Origin of the sequence: Lysinibacillus sp. FN11, assembly GCF_024628845.1 — a bacterium.
In the GTDB taxonomy this organism is placed as follows: Bacteria; Bacillota; Bacilli; order Bacillales_A; family Planococcaceae; genus Lysinibacillus; species Lysinibacillus capsici.
The window spans coordinates 1,119,693-1,140,141 of the sequence record NZ_CP102383.1; the positions used below are offsets into that span (position 1 = coordinate 1,119,693).

17 protein-coding genes are annotated in these 20,449 nt (G+C 38.3%); 14 read left to right on the top strand and 3 right to left on the bottom strand.

What is annotated here, in order from left to right; translation table 11 throughout:
• Positions 1-5: 5 nt before the first annotated feature.
• Entirely contained in the window at positions 6-1,367 is a 1,362-nt protein-coding gene (locus NP781_RS05840; protein WP_263082388.1) for an aspartate aminotransferase family protein, read from the bottom strand.
• Between the two features lie 172 nt (positions 1,368-1,539).
• Positions 1,540-2,709, bottom strand: coding sequence for a PucR family transcriptional regulator (locus NP781_RS05845; RefSeq protein WP_221680637.1), 1,170 nt, complete (start codon positions 2,707-2,709; stop codon positions 1,540-1,542).
• A gap of 140 nt (positions 2,710-2,849) precedes the next feature.
• On the opposite strand from NP781_RS05845, the gene NP781_RS05850 reads away from it, so the two are divergent.
• The 10 genes from NP781_RS05850 (at position 2,850) to NP781_RS05895 (ending at position 15,759) form a co-directional block, all read left to right on the top strand.
• Positions 2,850-4,094, top strand: a complete 1,245-nt coding sequence (locus NP781_RS05850; RefSeq protein WP_257521729.1) for a Zn-dependent hydrolase — start codon at positions 2,850-2,852, stop codon at positions 4,092-4,094.
• A 44-nt stretch (positions 4,095-4,138) separates the two neighbouring features.
• Positions 4,139-5,542, top strand: a complete 1,404-nt coding sequence (gene hydA / locus NP781_RS05855) for a dihydropyrimidinase (protein ID WP_221680639.1) — start codon at positions 4,139-4,141, stop codon at positions 5,540-5,542.
• Between the two features lie 100 nt (positions 5,543-5,642).
• Positions 5,643-7,010 carry an NAD(P)-dependent oxidoreductase gene (locus tag NP781_RS05860; protein WP_221680640.1) on the top strand — a complete coding sequence of 456 codons (1,368 nt, stop codon included), beginning with the start codon at positions 5,643-5,645 and terminating at the stop codon, positions 7,008-7,010.
• A gap of 195 nt (positions 7,011-7,205) precedes the next feature.
• Positions 7,206-8,468, top strand: coding sequence for an NAD-dependent dihydropyrimidine dehydrogenase subunit PreA (preA, locus tag NP781_RS05865; protein ID WP_221680641.1), 1,263 nt, complete (start codon positions 7,206-7,208; stop codon positions 8,466-8,468).
• Between the two features lie 124 nt (positions 8,469-8,592).
• Positions 8,593-10,107 carry an NCS1 family transporter gene (locus tag NP781_RS05870; protein ID WP_221680642.1) on the top strand — a complete coding sequence of 505 codons (1,515 nt, stop codon included), beginning with the start codon at positions 8,593-8,595 and terminating at the stop codon, positions 10,105-10,107.
• 45 nt (positions 10,108-10,152) lie between these two features.
• Positions 10,153-10,362, top strand: coding sequence for a hypothetical protein (locus NP781_RS05875; protein ID WP_004232753.1), 210 nt, complete (start codon positions 10,153-10,155; stop codon positions 10,360-10,362).
• Positions 10,363-10,618: 256 nt separating this feature from the next.
• Positions 10,619-11,992, top strand: coding sequence for an amino acid permease (locus NP781_RS05880; RefSeq protein ID WP_221680643.1), 1,374 nt, complete (start codon positions 10,619-10,621; stop codon positions 11,990-11,992).
• A 153-nt stretch (positions 11,993-12,145) separates the two neighbouring features.
• Positions 12,146-13,540, top strand: coding sequence for a spore germination protein (locus tag NP781_RS05885; RefSeq protein ID WP_257521730.1), 1,395 nt, complete (start codon positions 12,146-12,148; stop codon positions 13,538-13,540).
• A gap of 27 nt (positions 13,541-13,567) precedes the next feature.
• On the top strand, positions 13,568-14,650 hold the full coding sequence (locus NP781_RS05890; RefSeq protein ID WP_257521731.1) for a GerAB/ArcD/ProY family transporter: 1,083 nt from the start codon (positions 13,568-13,570) through the stop codon (positions 14,648-14,650).
• Positions 14,647-15,759 (top strand): Ger(x)C family spore germination protein, encoded by a 1,113-nt coding sequence (locus NP781_RS05895; RefSeq protein ID WP_257521732.1) that lies wholly within the window; start codon positions 14,647-14,649, stop codon positions 15,757-15,759. The genes NP781_RS05890 and NP781_RS05895 overlap by 4 nt, the downstream gene beginning before the upstream one ends.
• Positions 15,760-15,796: 37 nt before the next feature.
• On the opposite strand, the gene pgeF is transcribed toward NP781_RS05895, so the two are convergent.
• Positions 15,797-16,561 carry a peptidoglycan editing factor PgeF gene (pgeF, locus tag NP781_RS05900; RefSeq protein WP_257521733.1) on the bottom strand — a complete coding sequence of 255 codons (765 nt, stop codon included), beginning with the start codon at positions 16,559-16,561 and terminating at the stop codon, positions 15,797-15,799.
• Positions 16,562-16,719: 158 nt separating this feature from the next.
• Between pgeF and NP781_RS05905 the strand changes: the two genes are divergently transcribed.
• From NP781_RS05905 to NP781_RS05920, 4 genes are all read left to right on the top strand, one after another.
• On the top strand, positions 16,720-17,349 hold the full coding sequence (locus NP781_RS05905) for a transmembrane-type terpene cyclase (RefSeq protein ID WP_016995451.1): 630 nt from the start codon (positions 16,720-16,722) through the stop codon (positions 17,347-17,349).
• Positions 17,350-17,580: 231 nt separating this feature from the next.
• Positions 17,581-18,189, top strand: a complete 609-nt coding sequence (locus NP781_RS05910; RefSeq protein WP_257521734.1) for a CAP domain-containing protein — start codon at positions 17,581-17,583, stop codon at positions 18,187-18,189.
• 340 nt (positions 18,190-18,529) lie between these two features.
• Positions 18,530-19,504, top strand: a complete 975-nt coding sequence (locus NP781_RS05915) for a VanW family protein (protein WP_257521735.1) — start codon at positions 18,530-18,532, stop codon at positions 19,502-19,504.
• A 98-nt stretch (positions 19,505-19,602) separates the two neighbouring features.
• Positions 19,603-20,427, top strand: coding sequence for a methyl-accepting chemotaxis protein (locus tag NP781_RS05920; RefSeq protein ID WP_257521736.1), 825 nt, complete (start codon positions 19,603-19,605; stop codon positions 20,425-20,427).
• The last annotated feature ends 22 nt before the right edge of the window (positions 20,428-20,449 follow it).

A 20,449-nucleotide genomic window follows, 5' to 3' on the forward strand; every position in this document is an offset into this window, starting at 1 on the left:
TCCTCCTACAGTTTAATAGAATGTAAGGCTTGTACAAATTTTTCAACAATGAAATTCTTCTCATCTGAGGAAATATTCAGAGGAGGAGATAAGGTTAACACATTATTGAAACCTGCCACGGTTACCCCGTTTTTCCCAATGATTAACCCTTGTTCCTTGCATTGTGTGATTACTTTGTTCACAAGTGTCATGTCGAGCGGTGTTTTGCTGTCTTTATCTTGTACTAGCTCTACGCCAATTAATAAGCCTTTCCCACGAACATCCCCAACATTCGGGTGCTCCTTTAATTGCTCCTGTAATGTAGTGAGTAATGTAGCACCTAGAGCAGCCGAGTGGGCAAATAAATTTTCCTTTTCCATTATTTCAATATTTTTTAATGCGACGGCACATGCTGCTGGTGATCCACCGAATGTGTTGACATGACGGAAAAAGTCATATTCCTCAGTTCCAGCAAACGCCTCATAAATTTCACGACGAACAGCTGTAGCAGACAGTGGCATATAAGCGCTTGTTAAGCCTTTCGCCATAGTCACAATATCAGGCTGGATGCCGTAGTTTTGGAATCCAAAAGCTTTGCCTGTACGACCAAAACCACAAATGACTTCATCGACAATGAGTAGTGCGCCATGCTTCTCACAAACAGCTTTAACTCCTTGTAAGTAACGGTCGTGGGGCATAATTACCCCACCGCCAGTAATAATAGGCTCCATAATGACTGCTGCTATGGAATCTGACATTTCCCAAGTCATAACATGATCGATTGCTTGGACGGATGGTAATGCACAAGGGTCCTTACTTTGAATATGGTCCTCATTAGCACGATAAGTGTCAGGTGGTGTGACATGTAAAAAACCTGGTGCCAGTGGCTCATATTTATATTTTCGTTGAGCTTGTCCAGTTGCTGCAAGAGCACCCATCGAGCTACCATGATAGGCACGGTAACGAGAAATAATTTTCGTTCGATTGACTTGACCTTTTTGTTGATGATATTGTCTAGCAATTTTGAAGGCTGCCTCATTTGCCTCAGAGCCACTATTAGAGAAAAAGATGACATAATCATCCCCTAAAAGCTCATTAATTTTTTCACTTAATTGAATAGCAGGGATGTGCCCAATAGATAATGGGGTATACGTATTTTCTAGCAGTTGCTCATAGGCAACTTTGGCAATCTCCTCACGTCCATAGCCAACGTTCACACACCATAAACCTGCCATTGCATCTAAATAGCGCTTACCTTCAATGTCAGTAATCCATGCTCCTTTAGAGGATTGGACGATCATTGTTGCATTTGGATTGTAGGGCTTCATAGAATGCCATACAAATTGTTCATCTTTTACTTGCCAATTGGGACTTGTTACATTTGTCACGAAGCTTCACTCCTTCTAAACAGGTAGTTGATTAGCATGCATATGTTTTCCTCAGATGTGGACAACAAAAATGCACAGTCGCCCCCATTTGTACTTTATATGTATGCTTCCAGAATTTTAGAAGGAGTATTTAACGAGAAAGATAATTCAGTTAATTTAAAATTGTGACAGGCTATTGATGCATTAAGACATCCTCAATTAAAAAGGCAATATACAAATTAGTCTTCGTAAAGGGATTGCCTAAGTCCATATCTAATAGCATTTCAATTTTCTTAATTTTATAGAGGACCGTGTTTCGATGTATAAATTGACGTTCACTAATCCTGCTTGTACTGCCATTTTCCTCAACGAAAATCCGTAAAAAAGGTACATAGTCTGTCCCATGTAATTCATCGTAGCGATAAAGCTGTCCTAAAATATCCTGACTGAACGATTTCATTAGGGGCTGATTTTTCACAGCCATCAATATTTTATAGGCACCGATTTCTTTATACTTATACAAATAACGGTTGTTATGAAGCTGTGCTAAATGGATGACGGTTAAGGACTCATCATAGCTTTGGCGAACATTTTCTAGCTCTTTATGAAAGTTACCTTTGCCGATAATAATATCCAAGTAACCATTTTTTAGTGTGATTTTTTCATAGATTTCTTCCACAACTTTTGAGAAGGGGATATTAGGTGTATTGATTTGTGCTTTATCAATTAAAAAGATGAGGTGATTTTTATGCTTTAATTTTAAGAAGCGTTGATAGCGATTTTGAAAAGCGAATTGGATCATGACCTCATAACGGTCAATAGCTGTTTGAGAGCCGATGGTTGTACAAGTTATGATCGCTAATTCTCTTCCTTGAGGAAATCCTAGCTGTGCTAGTTGATCTTTCATTGTGTTAGTGTTTTGTTTGTAATGAAATAGTAGATTGAAAAGAACCTTTTCTTCGATAGAAAGCTCTTGATGGTGATTGGCAATAAATTGAAAGGTAGTTTTTAATAGATCAGCAATGCGATAATTCCATGGCATTTGAAAAATAGGGAAATCATGTTGATTGGCAAAAGAGATGACGGCTTCTGGAATGCTAGGAATGAATGGTCCTGTATTAATGATAAAGCCAGCTACTTTTTTCGTGTATGCCTGTTTGACAAGATGTTCCAAGGAGTCTTGCTGCGCATCTAAATGAATGCCTGTTGTGACAACCAATTCATTGGGTCTACAAAACATGATTAAATCACTGCTTTCCACAACATTAATACCAGTAACTCTGCGATACGTACCACTATGTCCAGCGACTAATGTGAGCATTGGGAAATGAACTCCCTCTACAATTTTACGAATCGTTCCCATACGTTCCCCCCTTAATTATGAACATAACTTACCATATATGATGTGCAGTTGCACATATTTTTTTAGTTTACTATCCATATCTCACAAATTTTATCTATTTTAGAATGTTTATTAACTACTGTGAAAGAGAGGACTTGCATATGTATAAATGTAATAGTAGACGATTGCAAGAGTTAATTGAACAATTTAGTCAATTTGGGGCCACTGAAAATGGTGGCGTCACACGTTTGTCTCTTTCGAATGAGGATGTATTAGCAAGAAACTATTTTTGTGAGTGTTGCAAAGCGTTAGGAATGGATATTCAGGTGGACGATATGGGTAACATTTACGCCACTCTTCCTGGTAAAAAGAATGTGCCACCCATTGTCATGGGTTCCCATCTAGATTCAGTAGAAAAAGGTGGAAAATTTGATGGTGTGTTAGGTGTACTAACAGCGATCGAGGCCATTCGAACAATAAAGGAAAATGATATCGAAGTGGACATTCCTCTTACGATTGTCAATTTCACGAATGAAGAAGGGGCACGTTTTGATCCAGCCATGATGAGTTCAGGCGTCATCACCTCGAAATTTGACAAAGAAAAAATGCTCCAATCTACGGATAAAAACGGCATTCGTTTTCAACAAGCTTTACAAGCAAGTGGCTATGAGGGAGAGCAAGCCAATCGTCTGAAGGAAGCACTTGCGTATATCGAATTGCATATTGAACAAGGGCCAGTATTAGAAGCAAAACAGCAGGAAATTGGTGTGGTTGAGGGTGTGCTAGGTATGGTCTGCTATGAAATTACAATTAGAGGGCAATCAAACCATGCAGGTACAACCCCAATGTCAATGCGTAAAGACCCAATGATTGTGGCATCAACCATCATTAAAGAGCTATATGAACAATTAGGAAAAATTGACGAACAACTTGTTTTTACTTTTGGTCGTATGAATGTTTCCCCAAATATTCATACCGTCATCCCAAATAAGGTGACATTTACAATTGATTCACGTCATCAAAAACCAATGGTCATGCAACAGGTTGAGGATATTCTCAACGCGCTTCCTGAGACAGCAGGCGGATGCCATATTCAGCCTGTCAAATTATGGGGAAGAGATACCGTATATTTTGATAGTGCGATTTGCAATGAAGTAGAAAGAGCTTGTCAAAGCTTTGGCTATTCATCTCATCGTATGTTTAGTGGCGCAGGACATGATGCACAGTATATGGCAAGTATGGTTCCTTCCGCGATGATTTTTGTTCCAAGTATTCAAGGGAAGAGTCATTGTGAAGAAGAGGAAACGGCCTTTGAAGATTGTGCAAAGGGCGCAGATATTTTATTGGAAACGGTGTTAACGCTACAAACGAAGTTTAGTATGGGCGAAACATATACACTGCATTAACTATCAAGCATTCTCTAATTTTGTGATGAAGGGTGAGAGGCATAGTGAAAAAAATCATTAAAGGTGGACGAGTAGCAACAGCTGCTGATGTATTTGAGGCAGATATTTTAATTGAGAACGGTAAAATTGTTCAGATTGGACAAAATTTAATCGAAGCTGGTGCTGAAATTATTGATGCTACAGGCAAGTACGTATTGCCTGGTGGCATTGATCCCCATACGCATTTAGACATGCCATTCAATAACACGGTGACGGATGATGATTGGAAATCAGGCACCATTGCAGCGGCTTTTGGTGGGACAACTACTATTTTAGATTTCTGTTTAACAGCAGGAGAAGAAAAATTATCGACAGCCGTAGAGAAATGGCACGACAAGGCAAAAGGAAAGTCTGCTATTGACTATGGCTTCCACTTGATGATTGGTGATCTAACACCTGAAACCGAAGCTGAATTACCACAATTATTGGAGCAAGAGGGCATTACTTCTGTCAAGGTCTTCATGGCTTATGCAAAAGAATTCCAAGCAACAGATCGTACACTATTTAAAGCCTTTAAAATCGCTAAGGATCTTGGTGCGATAGTGATGGTTCATTGTGAAAATGGCTCTGTTATAGATGAGTTAGTAGAGGAGGCAAGACGTGCAGGACATAAGGAACCGATCTATCATGCACTAACTCGTCCAGCGGAATTGGAGGGAGAGGCAACAAAACGTGCTATCGAATTAGCGCATATAGCTGGTGCGAAGCTCTATGTGGTGCATGTGACATGTAAAGAAGCGGTAGATGAAATTATTGCTGCTCGTGAAAAGGGCTATGATGTTTATGGCGAAACTTGTCCACCGTATTTAACGCTCGATCAATCCGCATTAGCGCAACCAGGCTTTGAAGGAGCCAAATATGTTTGGTCACCGCCACTTCGACCTAAATATCATCAAGAACATTTATGGAATGCCTTAAAGGCAAAACAGCTACAGACGATTGGCTCAGACCAATGCTCCTTTAGCTTTAAAGGTAAAAAGCAGTTAGGCTTAAATGATTTCTCGAAAATTCCAAATGGCGGACCATTCATTGAAGACCGCTTCAGTATTTTATACTCAGAGGGCGTGGCAAAAGGCAGAATTTCCATCAATGAATTTGTAGATATGATCTCTACTAGTGCCGCAAAAATATTTGGCTTATTCCCGCAAAAAGGAACGATTGCAATTGGTTCAGATGCGGATATCGTCATTTTTGACCCAGAGGCACAGCGCCAAATTTCAGCTAAAACACATCATATGAATGTGGACTATAACCCATATGAAGGCTGGGAGGTAACAGGTGAGCCTGTTAGTGTACTCGTACGTGGGGAATATGTCATTAAAAATAAAGAATTTGTAGGTGTACTTGGCAGTGGACGATACATCAAACGTCCATTAAAAACAGTAGCTGCGGAAGCACTAAACATTTAGCTTCCTGCAGGATAGGACCGATTGTTTTGACTGGAGAGCAAAGCAATCGGTCTACGTAATTAGGGTACGGAAAAAATGAACACATGAGGGGGATGTGGAAATGGTTCCGATTCAAGAAAATGCAATGACCGTTCAGCTTAGACGTAATTTTGTAGAATTAAAGGGTAAGATGACAAAGAATGAGGCTATTGAGGAAGCCAATCGTTGTCTGTATTGCTATGACGCACCATGTATTAAAGCATGTCCAACAAGTATTCAAATACCCAATTTTATAAAAAAAATTGCATCTGGTAATATGAAGGGTTCTGCTACGACTATATTAGAAGCAAACCCAATTGGTGCAAGCTGTGCAAGAGTTTGTCCAACGGAAGAACTGTGTGAAGGGGCGTGTGTCTTAAATTCTTCAACAAAGCCAATTAAAATTGGTGAGTTACAACGTTATGCAACGGATTGGGCAATGGAAACCAATGCTCAGCTATTTAAGGCAGGTCCACATAATGGACAGAAAATAGCCATTGTAGGGGCAGGTCCTGCTGGTTTGTCTGCAGCTCGTGAGCTCAGTCGCTTAGGCTATCAAGTAACTATTTATGAAGCTGAAGCGAAGGCTGGGGGCTTAGGAAGCTATGGAATTGTAGCATTCCGATTACCAAATGATGTCGTAGATTGGGAAGTAGAGCAGATTGAACAGCTTGGTGTGGACATTCAAACGAATACAGCTGTAGGTGTGGATATTTCTGCAGATGAAATTTTGGCGCACTATGACAGTGTGATTTTAGCTGTTGGTATGGGTGCTGTCCCAAACTTGGGCATTGATGGAGAAGATTTAGAAGGGGTACATGATGCAATTGAGTTTATTCGAAAAACAAAAATGGGACCGCTTACAAATGATATTGTAGGGAAACGAGTAGCCGTAATCGGTGCTGGAAACACGGCGATAGATGGTGCTACAAGTGCTGTACGTTTAGGTGCAGACAATGTACAAATTCTCTATCGCAGAACAGAAAAAGAAATGACAGCATACAAATTTGAATATGAATTTGCCAAGCAGGATGGTGTGGAATTTAAATGGCTAACTGCACCTAAAAAAATTATTGGCAACGAAGCAGGAAAGGTGACAGGCATTGAATGTGTGAAAATGAAGCTCGGTGAGGCAGGTCCTGATGGTCGACAACGCCCTGAAGAAGTAAAGGGCTCCAATTTTATCATTGAAGTGGATGCTGTTATTAAAGCCATCGGGCAAACTCGTTTTGTATCGTTAATTGAAGCCTTTGGTTTAGCTCATACAAATGGTGTCGTAGACATTGATGAGACAACAATGCAAACGTCCAATGACAAAGTATTTGCATGTGGAGATGTTGTCTTTGGTAATGGACAGGGTGAAGCGATGGTAGTGACCGCTGTACAGCAAGGAAAAGATGCAGCATATAAGATTCATGAACGTTTAAGAAAACCAAGTGAGATTGCATAAAGTGAACCTTCAATCAGTGGAGGTTCTTCCTCCACTGATTGTTAGATTCACCAATCGGGTTTTTACAGGCTGTTAACCCTCTTCAGAATGATTATACAGTATCCTATGTTCTGAAATGGTGGTCATACAGCCTGTATCTGGCACTATGCTTTCAGTTGACAAAAGATTGTTAGTACGGTTAGAGGGGGAACTTATATGGCAGACTTACGCATTAATTTAGCGGGCATCAAATCGCCGAATCCATTTTGGCTAGCATCTGCTCCACCAACGAATTCAGGCTATCAAGTACAACGTGCATTTGAAGCGGGCTGGGGTGGCGCAGTTTGGAAAACGTTAGGAGAACCTATTTTAAATGTGTCTTCCCGTTTTGCAGCAGTTAGCTATAATGGCCAACGTGTAGCAGGCTTTAACAATATTGAATTAATTACGGATCGACCATTAGAAGTGAATTTACAAGAAATCTATGAAACGAAAAAGAAGTTTCCTAACCACGCAATTATTGCCTCGTTAATGGTGGAACCAAAGCAAGAAAAATGGCATGAAATTGTGAAACGAGTAGAAGATGTGGGGGTTGATGGTCTTGAGCTTAACTTTGGTTGTCCACATGGGATGGCAGAACGAGGCATGGGTTCTGCCTCTGGTCAAGTCCCTGAATTGGTGGAAAAACAAACGTACTGGGTAAAGGAAGCGGCGCGTACACCTGTCATTGTTAAACTAACGCCCAACATTACGGATATTACCGTGACGGCGGAAGCGGCAACACGAGGTGGAGCAGATGCTGTGAGTATGATTAATACGATTAACAGTTTAGCCGGTGTTGATTTAGATTCTTGGAATACCGTACCACATGTGGCTGGAAAAGGAGCTCATGGGGGCTATTGTGGTCCAGCAGTTAAACCAATTGCACTAAACATGGTTGCAGAATGTGCTCGTAATCCATTAGTCAATGTACCGATATCAGGTATTGGTGGCATCTCGAATTGGCAGGATGCAGCAGAATTTATTTTAATGGGTGCGACAGGCGTGCAGGTATGTACAGCAGCGATGCACCATGGCTTTAGTATTGTAGAGGATATGATTGATGGTCTAAATAATTATTTAGATGATAAAGGTCTAGCTTCCGTCATGGAATTAGTTGGTCGCTCTGTGCAAAGGTATTCAAACTGGGGTGATTTAGATTTAAATTATAAAATTGTCGCAGAAATTAATAATGATGTTTGTATTAATTGCAATAAGTGTCATATTGCTTGCGAAGATACATCCCATCAATGTATTGACCTTTATACGGAGGATGGTCGCCCAATGCTAAAGGTTCGTGAGGAAGACTGCGTAGGCTGTAATTTATGCTCAATTGTTTGTCCTGTCGATGGTGCCATTTCAATGGTTGAACGTCCATCCACAATTCCGCCAATGACATGGAATGAACGCCAATCACTTCTTAGCAGTCTATCAAAATAAAGGACCGTTGTTCAATTTTGAAGAAAGATTAAAATCGAAATTCCACCTTCCTTCAGCATTTTGGGTGAAGGAAGGCACTTCAAGTAGGTTGTCACGGAAATTAGGAAAAAAGGAGAGAAACATTATGGAACGTGAAGGGAATTATTTAAAATCCCCAGATTTACTTCCAGTGACACATCAACAAAGAAATATTGGAACATTTGGTTTTGCGGTAATTTGGATAGGAATGGCAATTGTATTAGCGGCTTTTGCCATTGGTGGTTCGGCTATTATGAGTTTATCCTTACCCATGGTGATTGTGGCAACATTGGTAGGTTCTTGTTTAATTGGCGTCTTTATGACGTTAATTGGTGATATAGGAATAGAGCATGGATTATCTTTCCCTGTTTATATGCGTGCACCATTTGGCACATTCGGTACTCATATACCTTCCCTTGTACGTGGTATTACAGCTGCCTGTTGGTTTGGTTTGAATACGTACTTTGGTGCCTTAGCGATAAACGGAATTTTAAATTTATTGTTTGACTTTGATAATTGGTTTATCTGCTTCCTTGTGTTTGCAGCGCTTCAACTCTTTAATACATCACTTGGTATTAAATCCATTGAGCGATTTGCCGATTTAGCAGCCCCTGTCATTATTTTAATTTCTTGTTGGATGTATTACACATTGGCAGATAATGCAACATCTCAGGGGAAAAATATTTGGACGTGGGTGGAAACCCCAACAACAGGCTTCGCTGCTTTTACCGCCTTTATGGTAGTAGTGATGGCAAATATGGGCTTTTGGGCAACATTAGCAGCTGATATGCCATCCTTGTCCCGATTCTTTAAGGCACCTAAAAATGAGCGTAATTGGTTTAAGCGTAATAAAACACAGCTTGTAGGCTCTTTAATTGTTATGCCCATTACAAACACATTCATTGTTACGATTGGTGCAGTTTGCTATATGGCAGTTGCCTCGGCAGACCCAATTAATGCCTTACAGCAAAGTGCAAGCGGCTTTATTCTTGGGATTCTATTGCTGATGATTGTATTAGCACAATGGTCGACAAATACCTCTGCCAACGTTGTACCAGCAGCTACTATTTTCTCTAATATCGGGGGGCCAAAAGTGCCATTCTGGGTAGGGGTAGTTATTGCAGGGATTATTGGTATTCTTGCACAGCCTTGGAGTCTATTTGATGTCATGGTCAATGTCCTATTAATCATTGGCGGTATTTTAACAGCGATTGTAGGTATTTTATTTGCTGATTACTACCTGATTCGTAAACGGCGCGTACATGTAAAAGAGCTTTATGAATTAGATGGGCAATTTAAATATTATAAGGGCTTTAATATGGCTGGGTTAATCGCCTGGGTAATCGGTGGTGCAGTTGCCAATATATTTTCAACTTACTCTTCTTTAGTAGGGTTCGCTGTAGGCGCGATTGTATATTATGTATTAGCGAAGTATTGGTGGTTTAAAAAGTATCCACAAGCTGAGCTAGATGATCCAAGTGATGCCAAATATTTAGGTATTACAGTCGGATATAATTTAGATGAAATATTTGGCCAACCAGCAGCTCCAACGGCGGTCCCAAATGAAGATGAACTGGTGGAGCAACCAGATCCTCTGTTAGAGATGAAGGGTGCCGAGTAAGTGAGACAACATCAAGACATTTTCAAAAGAAGGTGAGGTGATGGCATGTCTGAATTCCAACAAAGCACAGAGGAAATTCAAAAAGTAGATCATTATTTAGATAGTGGCTTTAAAATCAAATATGTCTACGAAAATTTAAGTGGGATGTTTGTAGAATTTGCACGTCAAGAAGAAGTGACTTTGCTACAAATTCTAACAGCAGATGCACGTAAATACTTCTCTGCTAAATTACACGAACAAACTTTATTACAATAACGAAGCAAACTCTATTCCTTTCGACTTGAATGGAATAGAGTTTTTTGAATTTTCTGATTTAAATAATGTTGAAGTAACATCATATTTCGTACAAACATCAATTAAATCGTCGTTATTACCTATTTTTCGTTATTCTATTAAAATAGCAATATTTTTTGTTTTTCCTAAAAATACATTTGTCTTTTTTAGAAAAATTGATTATTATTTTAAAGTAAAAACATCGTAGAAAGAACAACAGGAAAAGAGGCGTTATGGAGTGGCCAATAAGGAATTGAAAAGAGGATTAGAAGCACGTCATATTCAAATGATTGCACTTGGCGGTACGATTGGTGTTGGGCTATTTATGGGCTCAGCAAGTGCTATTCAATGGACGGGACCTTCTGTACTCCTTGCCTATGGTATTGCAGGTATTTTTATTTTTTTCATTATGAGGGCAATGGGTGAGATGCTTTATATGGAGCCAAGTACAGGCTCTTTTGCCACATTTGGCTATAAATATATTCATCCTTTAGCAGGGTATTTAACAGCTTGGAGTAACTGGTTCCAATGGGTTATTGTTGGGATGTCTGAAATTATAGCAGTAGGAACGTATATGCAATATTGGTATCCAGAATTACCGGCTTGGATACCTGGTCTAATTGCAATGGTGATTTTAGGTGTGGCGAACTTCATTTCTGTCAAATCATTTGGAGAATTTGAATTCTGGTTTGCGATGATTAAAATTGTTACGATTATTTTAATGATTATTGCAGGGGTCGGACTTATCTTCTTTGGCTTTGGCAATGATGGGATAGCAATCGGCTTATCCAATCTGTGGAGTCACGGTGGCTTCTTTACAGGTGGCTGGACAGGATTTTTCTTTGCCTTATCTTTAGTTGTTGCGGCCTATCAAGGGGTGGAGCTCATTGGAATTACGGCGGGAGAAGCAAAAAATCCGCAGAAAACAATTACCAATGCGATTCAAAGTATCATTTGGCGTATTTTAATTTTCTATATCGGTGCAATCTTTGTCATTGTTACAGTGTATCCTTGGGACGAGCTTGGCACAATTGGTAGTCCTTTCGTTGCGACATTTGCTAAGGTAGGTATCACAGCTGCTGCAGGCATTATTAATTTCGTCGTCATCACTGCTGCAATGTCAGGGTGTAACAGTGGAATCTATAGTGCTGGACGTATGTTATATACACTTGCTATGAATGGACAAGCACCAAAATTTTTCGCAAAGCTTTCTAGTAATGGCGTGCCTTTATTTGGAACAGCGGGTGTATTAGTGGGGTTAGTTATTGGTGTTATACTAAGCTATATTGCCCCTAAAAACTTATTTGTTTATGTGTATAGTGCAAGTGTTTTACCAGGGATGATTCCATGGTTTATCATTTTAATAAGTCAAATTCGTTTTAGAAAAGAAAAGGGAGCGCAGCTAGCTAAGCATCCTTTCAAAATGCCGTTCGCACCGATTACAAACTATGTAACAATCATCTTTTTAATCATGGTACTAGTCGGCATGTGGTTCAATGATGATACACGCGTGTCATTAATAGTGGGTATTATTTTCTTAGTTCTTGTAACCATTAGCTACTACGTATTTGGTATTGGTAAAAACCGATACAGCAAAGATTCTATAGAATAGCGTAAAAGGATGCATCTCTAAATGGGATGCATCCTTTTTGTATGGCTATTTTTGCTAGCACAATTTTTACATAATTAAATGAAAAAAAGACAAACTACTAAAAATTGAATGATATGGACTGGTATTTATCGGAACAAAAGGGGTGGAGCGAAAATGAACGAGATACCCGAGCAGATTGTCGCTAAATTAAAGCAGGAGATTAACGAAGTCGATGACGTAAAACTGAAAATGATTGCTACAGAAGAAGGGGATGTGACGGTCATTTATTTCTCCTCACTCATCGAAAAAATGACCTTACAAACCATGGTGACGATTCCACTAGCTAATAATTTGAAACAAATTCATCAAATGGCTCAATATGTGGACCCGAAGGATGTGAAAGGTGTCGTTAAAAAATTGAATGCTGGGCAAACCCTTCTTTTTTTTCACGAAACCAACGCCCTATTAAGCGTCGATACGTATAGCGCACCTACAAGGGCCATTACGGATACGGAAACAGAGTCGACTGTAATTGGTCCACAGGATGCATTTACAGAATCATTAGAAACGAATATATCGTTAGTGAGAAGACGTATTCAAAGCTCCATGCTAAAAAATGAAAATCGAATTGTTGGGTCAGAAGCCAATATTAAAATATCGATTATGTATATGGATAATATCGTGAGCCATGAAAATTTAGATGATTTAAGAAACCGTATTGACCAGGTAGATTATCCGTTATTTACGGATATATCCGTGTTGAAGCAATTAATTGAGGATAATCCATTATCGCCCTTTCCTCAATACTACATGACAGTCCGTCCAGATAGTATTTGCCGTTATCTTCTGGATGGGAGAATCGTCATTTTTATGGATAATAGTCAACTAGCCATTGTCTGTCCCACATCTTTTTTTGAAATGTTCGTGTCGATTGAGGATTACTACAACCGTTGGACAACAGCATCTTTATTAAGGATGCTGCGCTTTTTTGGTTTTTTCTTAACGATCATGATTACACCAATGTATATATCAGCCTTAACCTTCCATCCAGAAATTTTGCCATACGAATTATTACTAAATCTTCAGGAATCAAGAAGTAAGGTACCTTTTCCTCCACTGATTGAAGTATTATTTATCGAGCTTATTATTGAAGTGTTGCGAGAAGCGGGCTCCCGAATGCCTGCCAAAGTCGGACAAACAATTGGTATCGTAGGAGGTATTGTAATTGGTACAGCGGCTGTAGAAGCTGGATTACTTAGTAATATACTCATTGTATTAGTCGCTACCTCAGCGCTACTTTCCTTCTTACCGCCAATTTTCTTAATGAGTAATACAAGTCGTTTTGTAAGGTATATTTTTATCTTATCAGCAGGGCTGTTTGGCTTATTTGGACAGATGCTCGCCTTTGCGTGGTTGATTCACCATCTATTAAGTCTCAAATCTTTAGGAACGCATTATATGACACCTGCCATTCCAAGAAAGCCAACCGATTTATTAGATAGTGTCATCCGATTTCCAACTAAATATATAAGAAGTAAGACGGGTATTTCAAAAGCACAGAAAAAATAGCGCCAAAAGAGAATGAGGTGGTCAACTTTGAATACAACAAAAGGAAAGGTGTTAAATCGTTATCATGTCATCTTCTTAGCACAAAGTATTATGATTGGTACTGGTATCCTTTCACTACCTCAAAAATTAAGCTCCATGGGCTATACACAATCATTTATGCCACTTCTCTTCGGCGTGATTGCCAGTCTGACGCTATTTGCAATGGTATGGCTTTGTTCGAAGTTTCCCAATGATGATTTATTTCGAATGAATGAACTATTATTGGGGAAATGGTTCGGAAAGTTTATAAATCTACTCGTCATTATTCAATTTATTGTTTTTAGTGCAGGGATTATTAGTAATTATATGCACTTAATTCAAAGTACAGCTTTGCAAGAACAAACCATTACCATGCCTGTCCTTTGCTTTTTAGTGTTACTAATTTACATTGTAAGTGGGGGTATTAAATCTATTGCACGGTTTTGTATAATGACATTTTTTATTACCATTGGATTATTCTATTTTACGCGCTGGGCCATTGAAAAAGGTGATCCAAGTCATTTTTTACCTCTATTTAATTTTACGCCTCGGGAATTTTATGAAGCGTTAAAGCAAGGTTATTTTTCTATACTAGGTTACGAATTAATTCTATTTTATTTTCCATATATCATCGATCAAAAAAAGGCATTTCGTCATTCCTTAATCGGTATTTGGATTAGTATATTTTTATGTTTTATCACAACAGCTATTAGCGTCATGTATTATTCAGAGTGGCAATTAAAAAATGTAGAGTTTTCAGTATTAAACCTATTTAAGGCAGGAGAATTTACCTTTATCGAGCGAATCGATATTATTGGCATTACGCTTTGGGTTTTTCTAATCTTATCCTCGATTACAGCCTATGTATGGTGTGCAAAAAGGGGTATGGATACCTTCCTTAAAAAGAAAAAACAAAGTTATCAGCTGTATATCATCGCCTGTATCATTTTCTTTATTGTAAAAATGCCCTTTTCGCGTGAATTCCAAGAAAAATTATTTATGGCAAGTAACTATGTGGGCTATGTACTGCTGATTTGGCCAGTGCTTTTAATCCTGATATATGTTATTCGCAAAAAGCAGGTGCAGGTATGAAAAATAAACGTCTATGCATCATTTCTTTTTTGATTTTAATTTTACTTGCAGGCTGTTCTAAAAAAGAATTAAAAGTTCCTCTCGAGGATGTTGGGATGGTAGATTCGATGGCCTTTGATTATATCGATGAAAACCAGATGAGACTCACAGTAGCGATCCCCCAATATTCTCCGGAAGCAGAAAAAGACACACAAACTTTTTCTATCACAACAGATTTAGTATCAAGCGGCATCGTGGAAATAGAAAAGCAATCCGATAAGAAAATAGTCTTTAATCAATTGCGCGTTGTCTTAGTAAACGAAGATTTTGCGCGGAAAGGGAATGTTCGAAAAATTGTTCAGCACTTGTATCGCAATGCGGAAGTAGGTAATAAAGTATTAATAGCTGTTGTGAAGGATAATGCGGAAGCGATTTTAAAAGGGGATTATCCTGATAAGCCAAGTATTAATTTTTATTTGAACAATCTATTAGAGCCGAGTATTAATACTGCTTTTAACCCCAATACCAATATTCATGATTTTATGTACTCGATTACAAATCCTGTAGTGGATACAGTATTACCCTATGTAGAAAAACGAGGGGAGAAATTAGAGATTAAAGGTGTTGCCATATTTAAAGGGAATCATATGCACGAATTAATTAAACCTGAGGAAGCACTAGTTATTCAAGCTTTAAGTGGACAGAAAAACCTTGCTCCTTTGCACCTTGATTTAAATGCAGGACATGGAGAGGAAAAGGTAATGATTGATTTAATCGAGAGCAGTGTGAAAAAAGAGAGTAATAAAAATATGGAATCACCCAAATTAACGATTTTCTTAAAAATAAAGGGTACATTAAGCGAATATAAGGGAGAAAGAGAATCACATTTATTTACAGTTGAAAGGATTAGTGATCTGGAAAAAGATGTGAATAAACAGCTGGAACAGGATATTAGTGAATTTTTAGCGCGATTAAATAAAACAGAGGTAGATCCAGCTGGCTTAAGTGAAGAATTTAGAATGTATCATCATGGAAAATGGACATCGAAAAAAACAAGAGAGCTTATTAGAAAATTAGACGTGAATGTCCATGTAGAAACATCCATTATTAGTACAGGTACTTTAAAATAACAGCAAAGACCCATTCGATAAGAATAGGTCTTTGCTGTTAGTGTGTTTTTCGCATAATAAAGCTTAAATGTCTTCCAGCTTGTTTGTCTTGACGATAAGAAAAGCCATCAGGACTAAGGAATGTACAGGTTTCATCAATTTGTATTTGATTCGCTGGAATACCCGTAAGCTCACATTGCTTTTTGACTGTTTGCTGATTATCAATATGGTATTTTTTCGTTTCTACATTGTAATACATAAATTCTTCGGCATAACCAAGACTGTGAAATTTTTCATAAACATCTGCGTCTACCTCAAATTTCTGCTGACTCAGTGCCATACCGATTTGAACATGAAAGTCCTCAGGTTGACACTGTTCTTCATTCATAAGATGCTGAAACAGTTTGGGTGTTATTTCTTTGACTGTTCCTTGCCATCCCGAATGAATCACACCGACAAGTCCATTCACAGCATTATAAAAAATAACGGGCACGCAATCTGCCGTAAAACTACATAATAGTAAGTTAGGCTCTACGGTATAAAGCGCGTCTGTATTCTTCACCGCTGTATCCATTTGCGCAGCTCCTCGTCCTTGATCGGCTAATGTGACTTTATGAAAGTTCGCACTATGTGTTTGCTCTGTACAAATAAAATTTTGTAAATCACAGTTCAATGTCACAGCTAAATGCTGACGATTGTTAATGATAGCTTGAATATCATGGCAACTATGCAAAGCCATATTATTGTGTTCTACTTCCATCTCATCTTTTAAGGTCGTTCCCGCGATAAATTGCTCATTATCTATATACATTTTTATTTTCATTTAATCACCTCATTTTACTATATAGGATTGCTTATGGAATGTATAGGTTGCCGTTTTTTACTATTTAGCTACTCCTTTACCCGTCTATCAAACTTTTAGACATAAAGAATCGATTCCCTCATATAGTAGAAGGAATGCTAGAGAGGGGGAGAGCGTGAATGTTGAGTGAACAAGACATATTATTAATTTGCCAAGTAGGAATGGGTCTTTTTTGGATTTTTACATATATACTTGTTATTTACAAAGGATGGCAAGATAAAACCTATGGCATGCCTATGGTCGCTATTTGTGCCAATATTTCATGGGAATTTATCTTTGCCTTTTTCTATCCACAAAATGACCTGCAACGCTATATTACGCTGATTTGGTTTGTATTGGATGTCTTTATCTTGATGCAATTTTTACGGTATGCTCCAAATGAATATCGAAAGATGCTATCAAAAAAGCTATTGTATTTCTCCTTTTTGATCACATTAATTTTTAGCATGCTGATCATTTTAGGTATAGTCTATGAATTTCAAGATTTCGAAGGAAAGTACGTAGCATTCTTCCAAAATCTTATGATGTCAGGACTATTTATTGCTTTATTATTGCAAAGAGGGAATTTAGCTGGTCAATCAATGGGGATAGCAGTTTGTAAGATGGTAGGTACATTATTTGCAGCGGTTGGCTTTTATCTATACTTCCGCACACCATTAATTACCATTATTTCTGTAGCAACGCTCTTTTATGATTGGCTTTATATTCTCTTAATTTATCGATTACAGCGTAAACAATTAGCAAAGTAGGATATATTGTGCAGCTATTGATCACTGAATCTATTAGTAATGTATGCCAATTACAAACATATTGCAACTTGATGACAATTCAAATGGTAAAGTATAGCGAGATAAAGGGCTTTAACCAAACATATGGCGAGCTTGTCATACAATTGTAAAAATCCTTCCAAATATTTTGTGATGATTATGGCTCAAAAACTATTTACGATAATGGTAGAGCAATTAGGAAGGGTGATTAACATGTTTAAAAAATTAAAAAAAGCAGCACTAGCTTCAGTAGTAGCAACTTTATTATTAGTGCCAGTTGCGGCAATGGCCGCCGAATCCTATACAGTGACATCTGGTGATACTCTATGGAAAATAGCATTAAAAACAGAAACGGGTGTACAGGAATTAATTGATGCCAACCCACAACTTGCCAACCCAAATCAAATTTCTCCAGGACAAAAAATTAACGTCCCTGTAAAAGAACAGGCAACAGTTGAACGAGAGGTTGTTAAACTTGTCAATGCAGAACGGGCAAAAGCAGGTCTATCAGCATTGCAAGAAGATTGGGAGCTATCAAGGGTAGCTAAATATAAGTCGCAAGATATGCACGATAAAAATTACTTTGACCACACAAGTCCAACGTATGGTACACCTTTTACAATGATGAAAAACTTCGGTATTGCGTATAAATCTGCTGGCGAAAATATCGCGAAGGGCCAACGTTCCGCACAGGAAGTTGTAACGGCCTGGATGAACAGTGAAGGACACCGTGCCAATATCCTTAATAAAAGCTACACACATATTGGTGTAGGCTATGTACAGGACGGTAACTACTGGACACAAATGTTTATTCAAAAATAAAAAAGAAAGAGTATCTATTGGCTTTTGGGATAGCTAGTAGATGCTCTTTTTCGCGTTAAATTCTAAAGTATACCGTATTGGAAGCGTATATTACTTTTTAAATTCTCCTAAATCACTAAAAGGTTAATCAAGGCAAAAATGGGAATTTACTGAGCAGTAAAAACAACTTTACAGGTTGATAATCATCTTTTGAAACATCAAACTGGAGATATGTCAGGTATAAGGATAATGTAGCGTGTTTTTGCTGTCTTGACAAATAAAAATAACCAAAAAACAACACACTATTAGCAATAGACGAATAAGATGTCTCTGTAGTATGAAGATAGAGGTGGTGTTATGGTTGAAAAAGAAGTGGTTAGCTACATGCTGCGTTATCTGTATGATAGGTCTAGTAGGTTGTGAAAAAGAAGCAGTCCATCATAACAAGCTAGAACAAGAAATTCAACAACGTGAGGAAGTTCAGCAACCTGTTACATATGAACAAATGATTGATCCTATTGTAGAGGTTGTTGATCCAACTACGAGTAAGTTACTTAAAACAATATCTCCAAAGGAATTTGGCTTCGATACTGACCCACAAGCCTATCAAAAACATCTAGAACAATTAGCAAGAGAATGGGCGAGAGGAACGGACACATCAAATGGCTATGATCAGCGTATGCTGCTTGATCGATTGGATGAAAACGGGCAAGTGATTAAGGGGAAGCCGCAAATTGTTTTAAAGGAAAGTGAGCTAGTGGAGCGTATTTTCGAAGCTTCTGCGACTGGTGGTCAGGTAGAAATGCCGCTCTATATAACAGAAAGTGGCTATTATTTTGAGGATCTTCCTTTATTAGAGGAAGTGGTTGTTGCATCTTATACTACTTATTTCAATCGTGCTGATTTAGGAAGAAATAAAAATATAGAGCTGTCTGCCAGAGCCATTCATAATGTGATTGTAGGCAGTGGCGATTATTTTTCTTTTAATACAATTGTAGGTCCAAGAGATGAGGCAAATGGCTATCAACCCGCACCTGAAATTATTAATAAGAAGGTAGTCATGGGAATTGGCGGTGGAATCTGTCAAACTTCTTCAACCTTGTTTAATGCAGTAGACCAAATTCCCATCAAATATGTTGAGCGCCATCATCATTCGTTAGATGTAGGATATGTCCCAAAAGGAAGAGATGCTACGGTATCTTATGATACGTTAGATTTTAGGTTTCAAAACTCAAATGATGTACCATTTTTAATTAAGGCAAGCTATGGAGCGAATTCTCTAACAATTGAAATTCGAACGGCAGAAAAATATGTAGAATTATTGAAAAAATCATAATCTTGTAATGAGACACCACTGGACGTTGGTGTCTTTTTTCGGATCGCATGATATAGTTAAATTGATACAGTTCAGAAAATTTTAGGGAGGAAAAGACAATGCATCCTAAACTACAAGCAACTATCGATTCGATTGATTTATACCAAGCAACTTACCCAGAGGATGCTTGTGTCATCGTGGCAGATACGGAAAGAGTGCTTGCCTACAAACCAGGAAAAAAGGTTGACTTAAAAGTTGGGGTTGGTGATCCAGTACATAAATATCGAGGTACAGCAACAGAAATAGCGTTAAGTTCAGGGAAATTTGTAAAAGAGAAGCGTGGTGCAGAAGGTTTTGGTATGGCCTATATTGCCTCTGCCCAGCCTATTTTTGAAGGAGGACGTGTTATTGGCGTAGTAAGTGCCATTATTTCCAATGAAAAAATGGATAGTATGCGCCTACTGGCAACCGAGCTTTCAAGTGCTGTAGAAGAAATGACAGCTACAAATGAAGGATTAGCCACTGCCAGTAAGGATGTATCCAATCGTTTGGAAGAGTTGTCTAATTTCTCAGAATCAATGACAGGCGATATAGAGCAAATTAATGTGATTGTCCATTTAGTAAAAGATTTAGCTATGAAATCGAGAATTCTTGGTCTAAACGCATCCATAGAAGCGGCACGTTCAGGTGAGCATGGGCGTGGCTTTGCGGTGGTCGCTTCTGAAATTCAAAAAATGTCTCAGAGTAGTACAGAAAGTGCTGATAGCATAACTGTGCAACTAGAAAACATTAAACAATCCATCGATCAGGTCAATGCATCATCGAATCAAATTGCTGCGTTTACACAGCAGTTTGCTGCGAGTATGCATGAATTAACAGATGCCTACAAAGGGGTTAATAGTACAGCAGAAAAGCTTATGCAAATTAGTGACATCAAAGGATAGTCATATAAAAAGGATAATAGAC

Coding starts and splice junctions, on each gene's coding strand:
- preA (WP_221680641.1), top strand. CDS start 7,206: ATGGCAGACTTACGCATTAATTTAGCGGGCATCAAATCGCCGAATCCA.
- NP781_RS05870 (WP_221680642.1), top strand. CDS start 8,593: ATGGAACGTGAAGGGAATTATTTAAAATCCCCAGATTTACTTCCAGTG.
- NP781_RS05920 (WP_257521736.1), top strand. CDS start 19,603: ATGCATCCTAAACTACAAGCAACTATCGATTCGATTGATTTATACCAA.
- NP781_RS05910 (WP_257521734.1), top strand. CDS start 17,581: ATGTTTAAAAAATTAAAAAAAGCAGCACTAGCTTCAGTAGTAGCAACT.
- NP781_RS05850 (WP_257521729.1), top strand. CDS start 2,850: ATGTATAAATGTAATAGTAGACGATTGCAAGAGTTAATTGAACAATTT.
- NP781_RS05895 (WP_257521732.1), top strand. CDS start 14,647: ATGAAAAATAAACGTCTATGCATCATTTCTTTTTTGATTTTAATTTTA.
- pgeF (WP_257521733.1), bottom strand. CDS start 16,561: ATGAAAATAAAAATGTATATAGATAATGAGCAATTTATCGCGGGAACG.
- NP781_RS05885 (WP_257521730.1), top strand. CDS start 12,146: ATGAACGAGATACCCGAGCAGATTGTCGCTAAATTAAAGCAGGAGATT.
- NP781_RS05860 (WP_221680640.1), top strand. CDS start 5,643: ATGGTTCCGATTCAAGAAAATGCAATGACCGTTCAGCTTAGACGTAAT.
- NP781_RS05905 (WP_016995451.1), top strand. CDS start 16,720: ATGTTGAGTGAACAAGACATATTATTAATTTGCCAAGTAGGAATGGGT.
- NP781_RS05845 (WP_221680637.1), bottom strand. CDS start 2,709: ATGGGAACGATTCGTAAAATTGTAGAGGGAGTTCATTTCCCAATGCTC.
- NP781_RS05875 (WP_004232753.1), top strand. CDS start 10,153: ATGTCTGAATTCCAACAAAGCACAGAGGAAATTCAAAAAGTAGATCAT.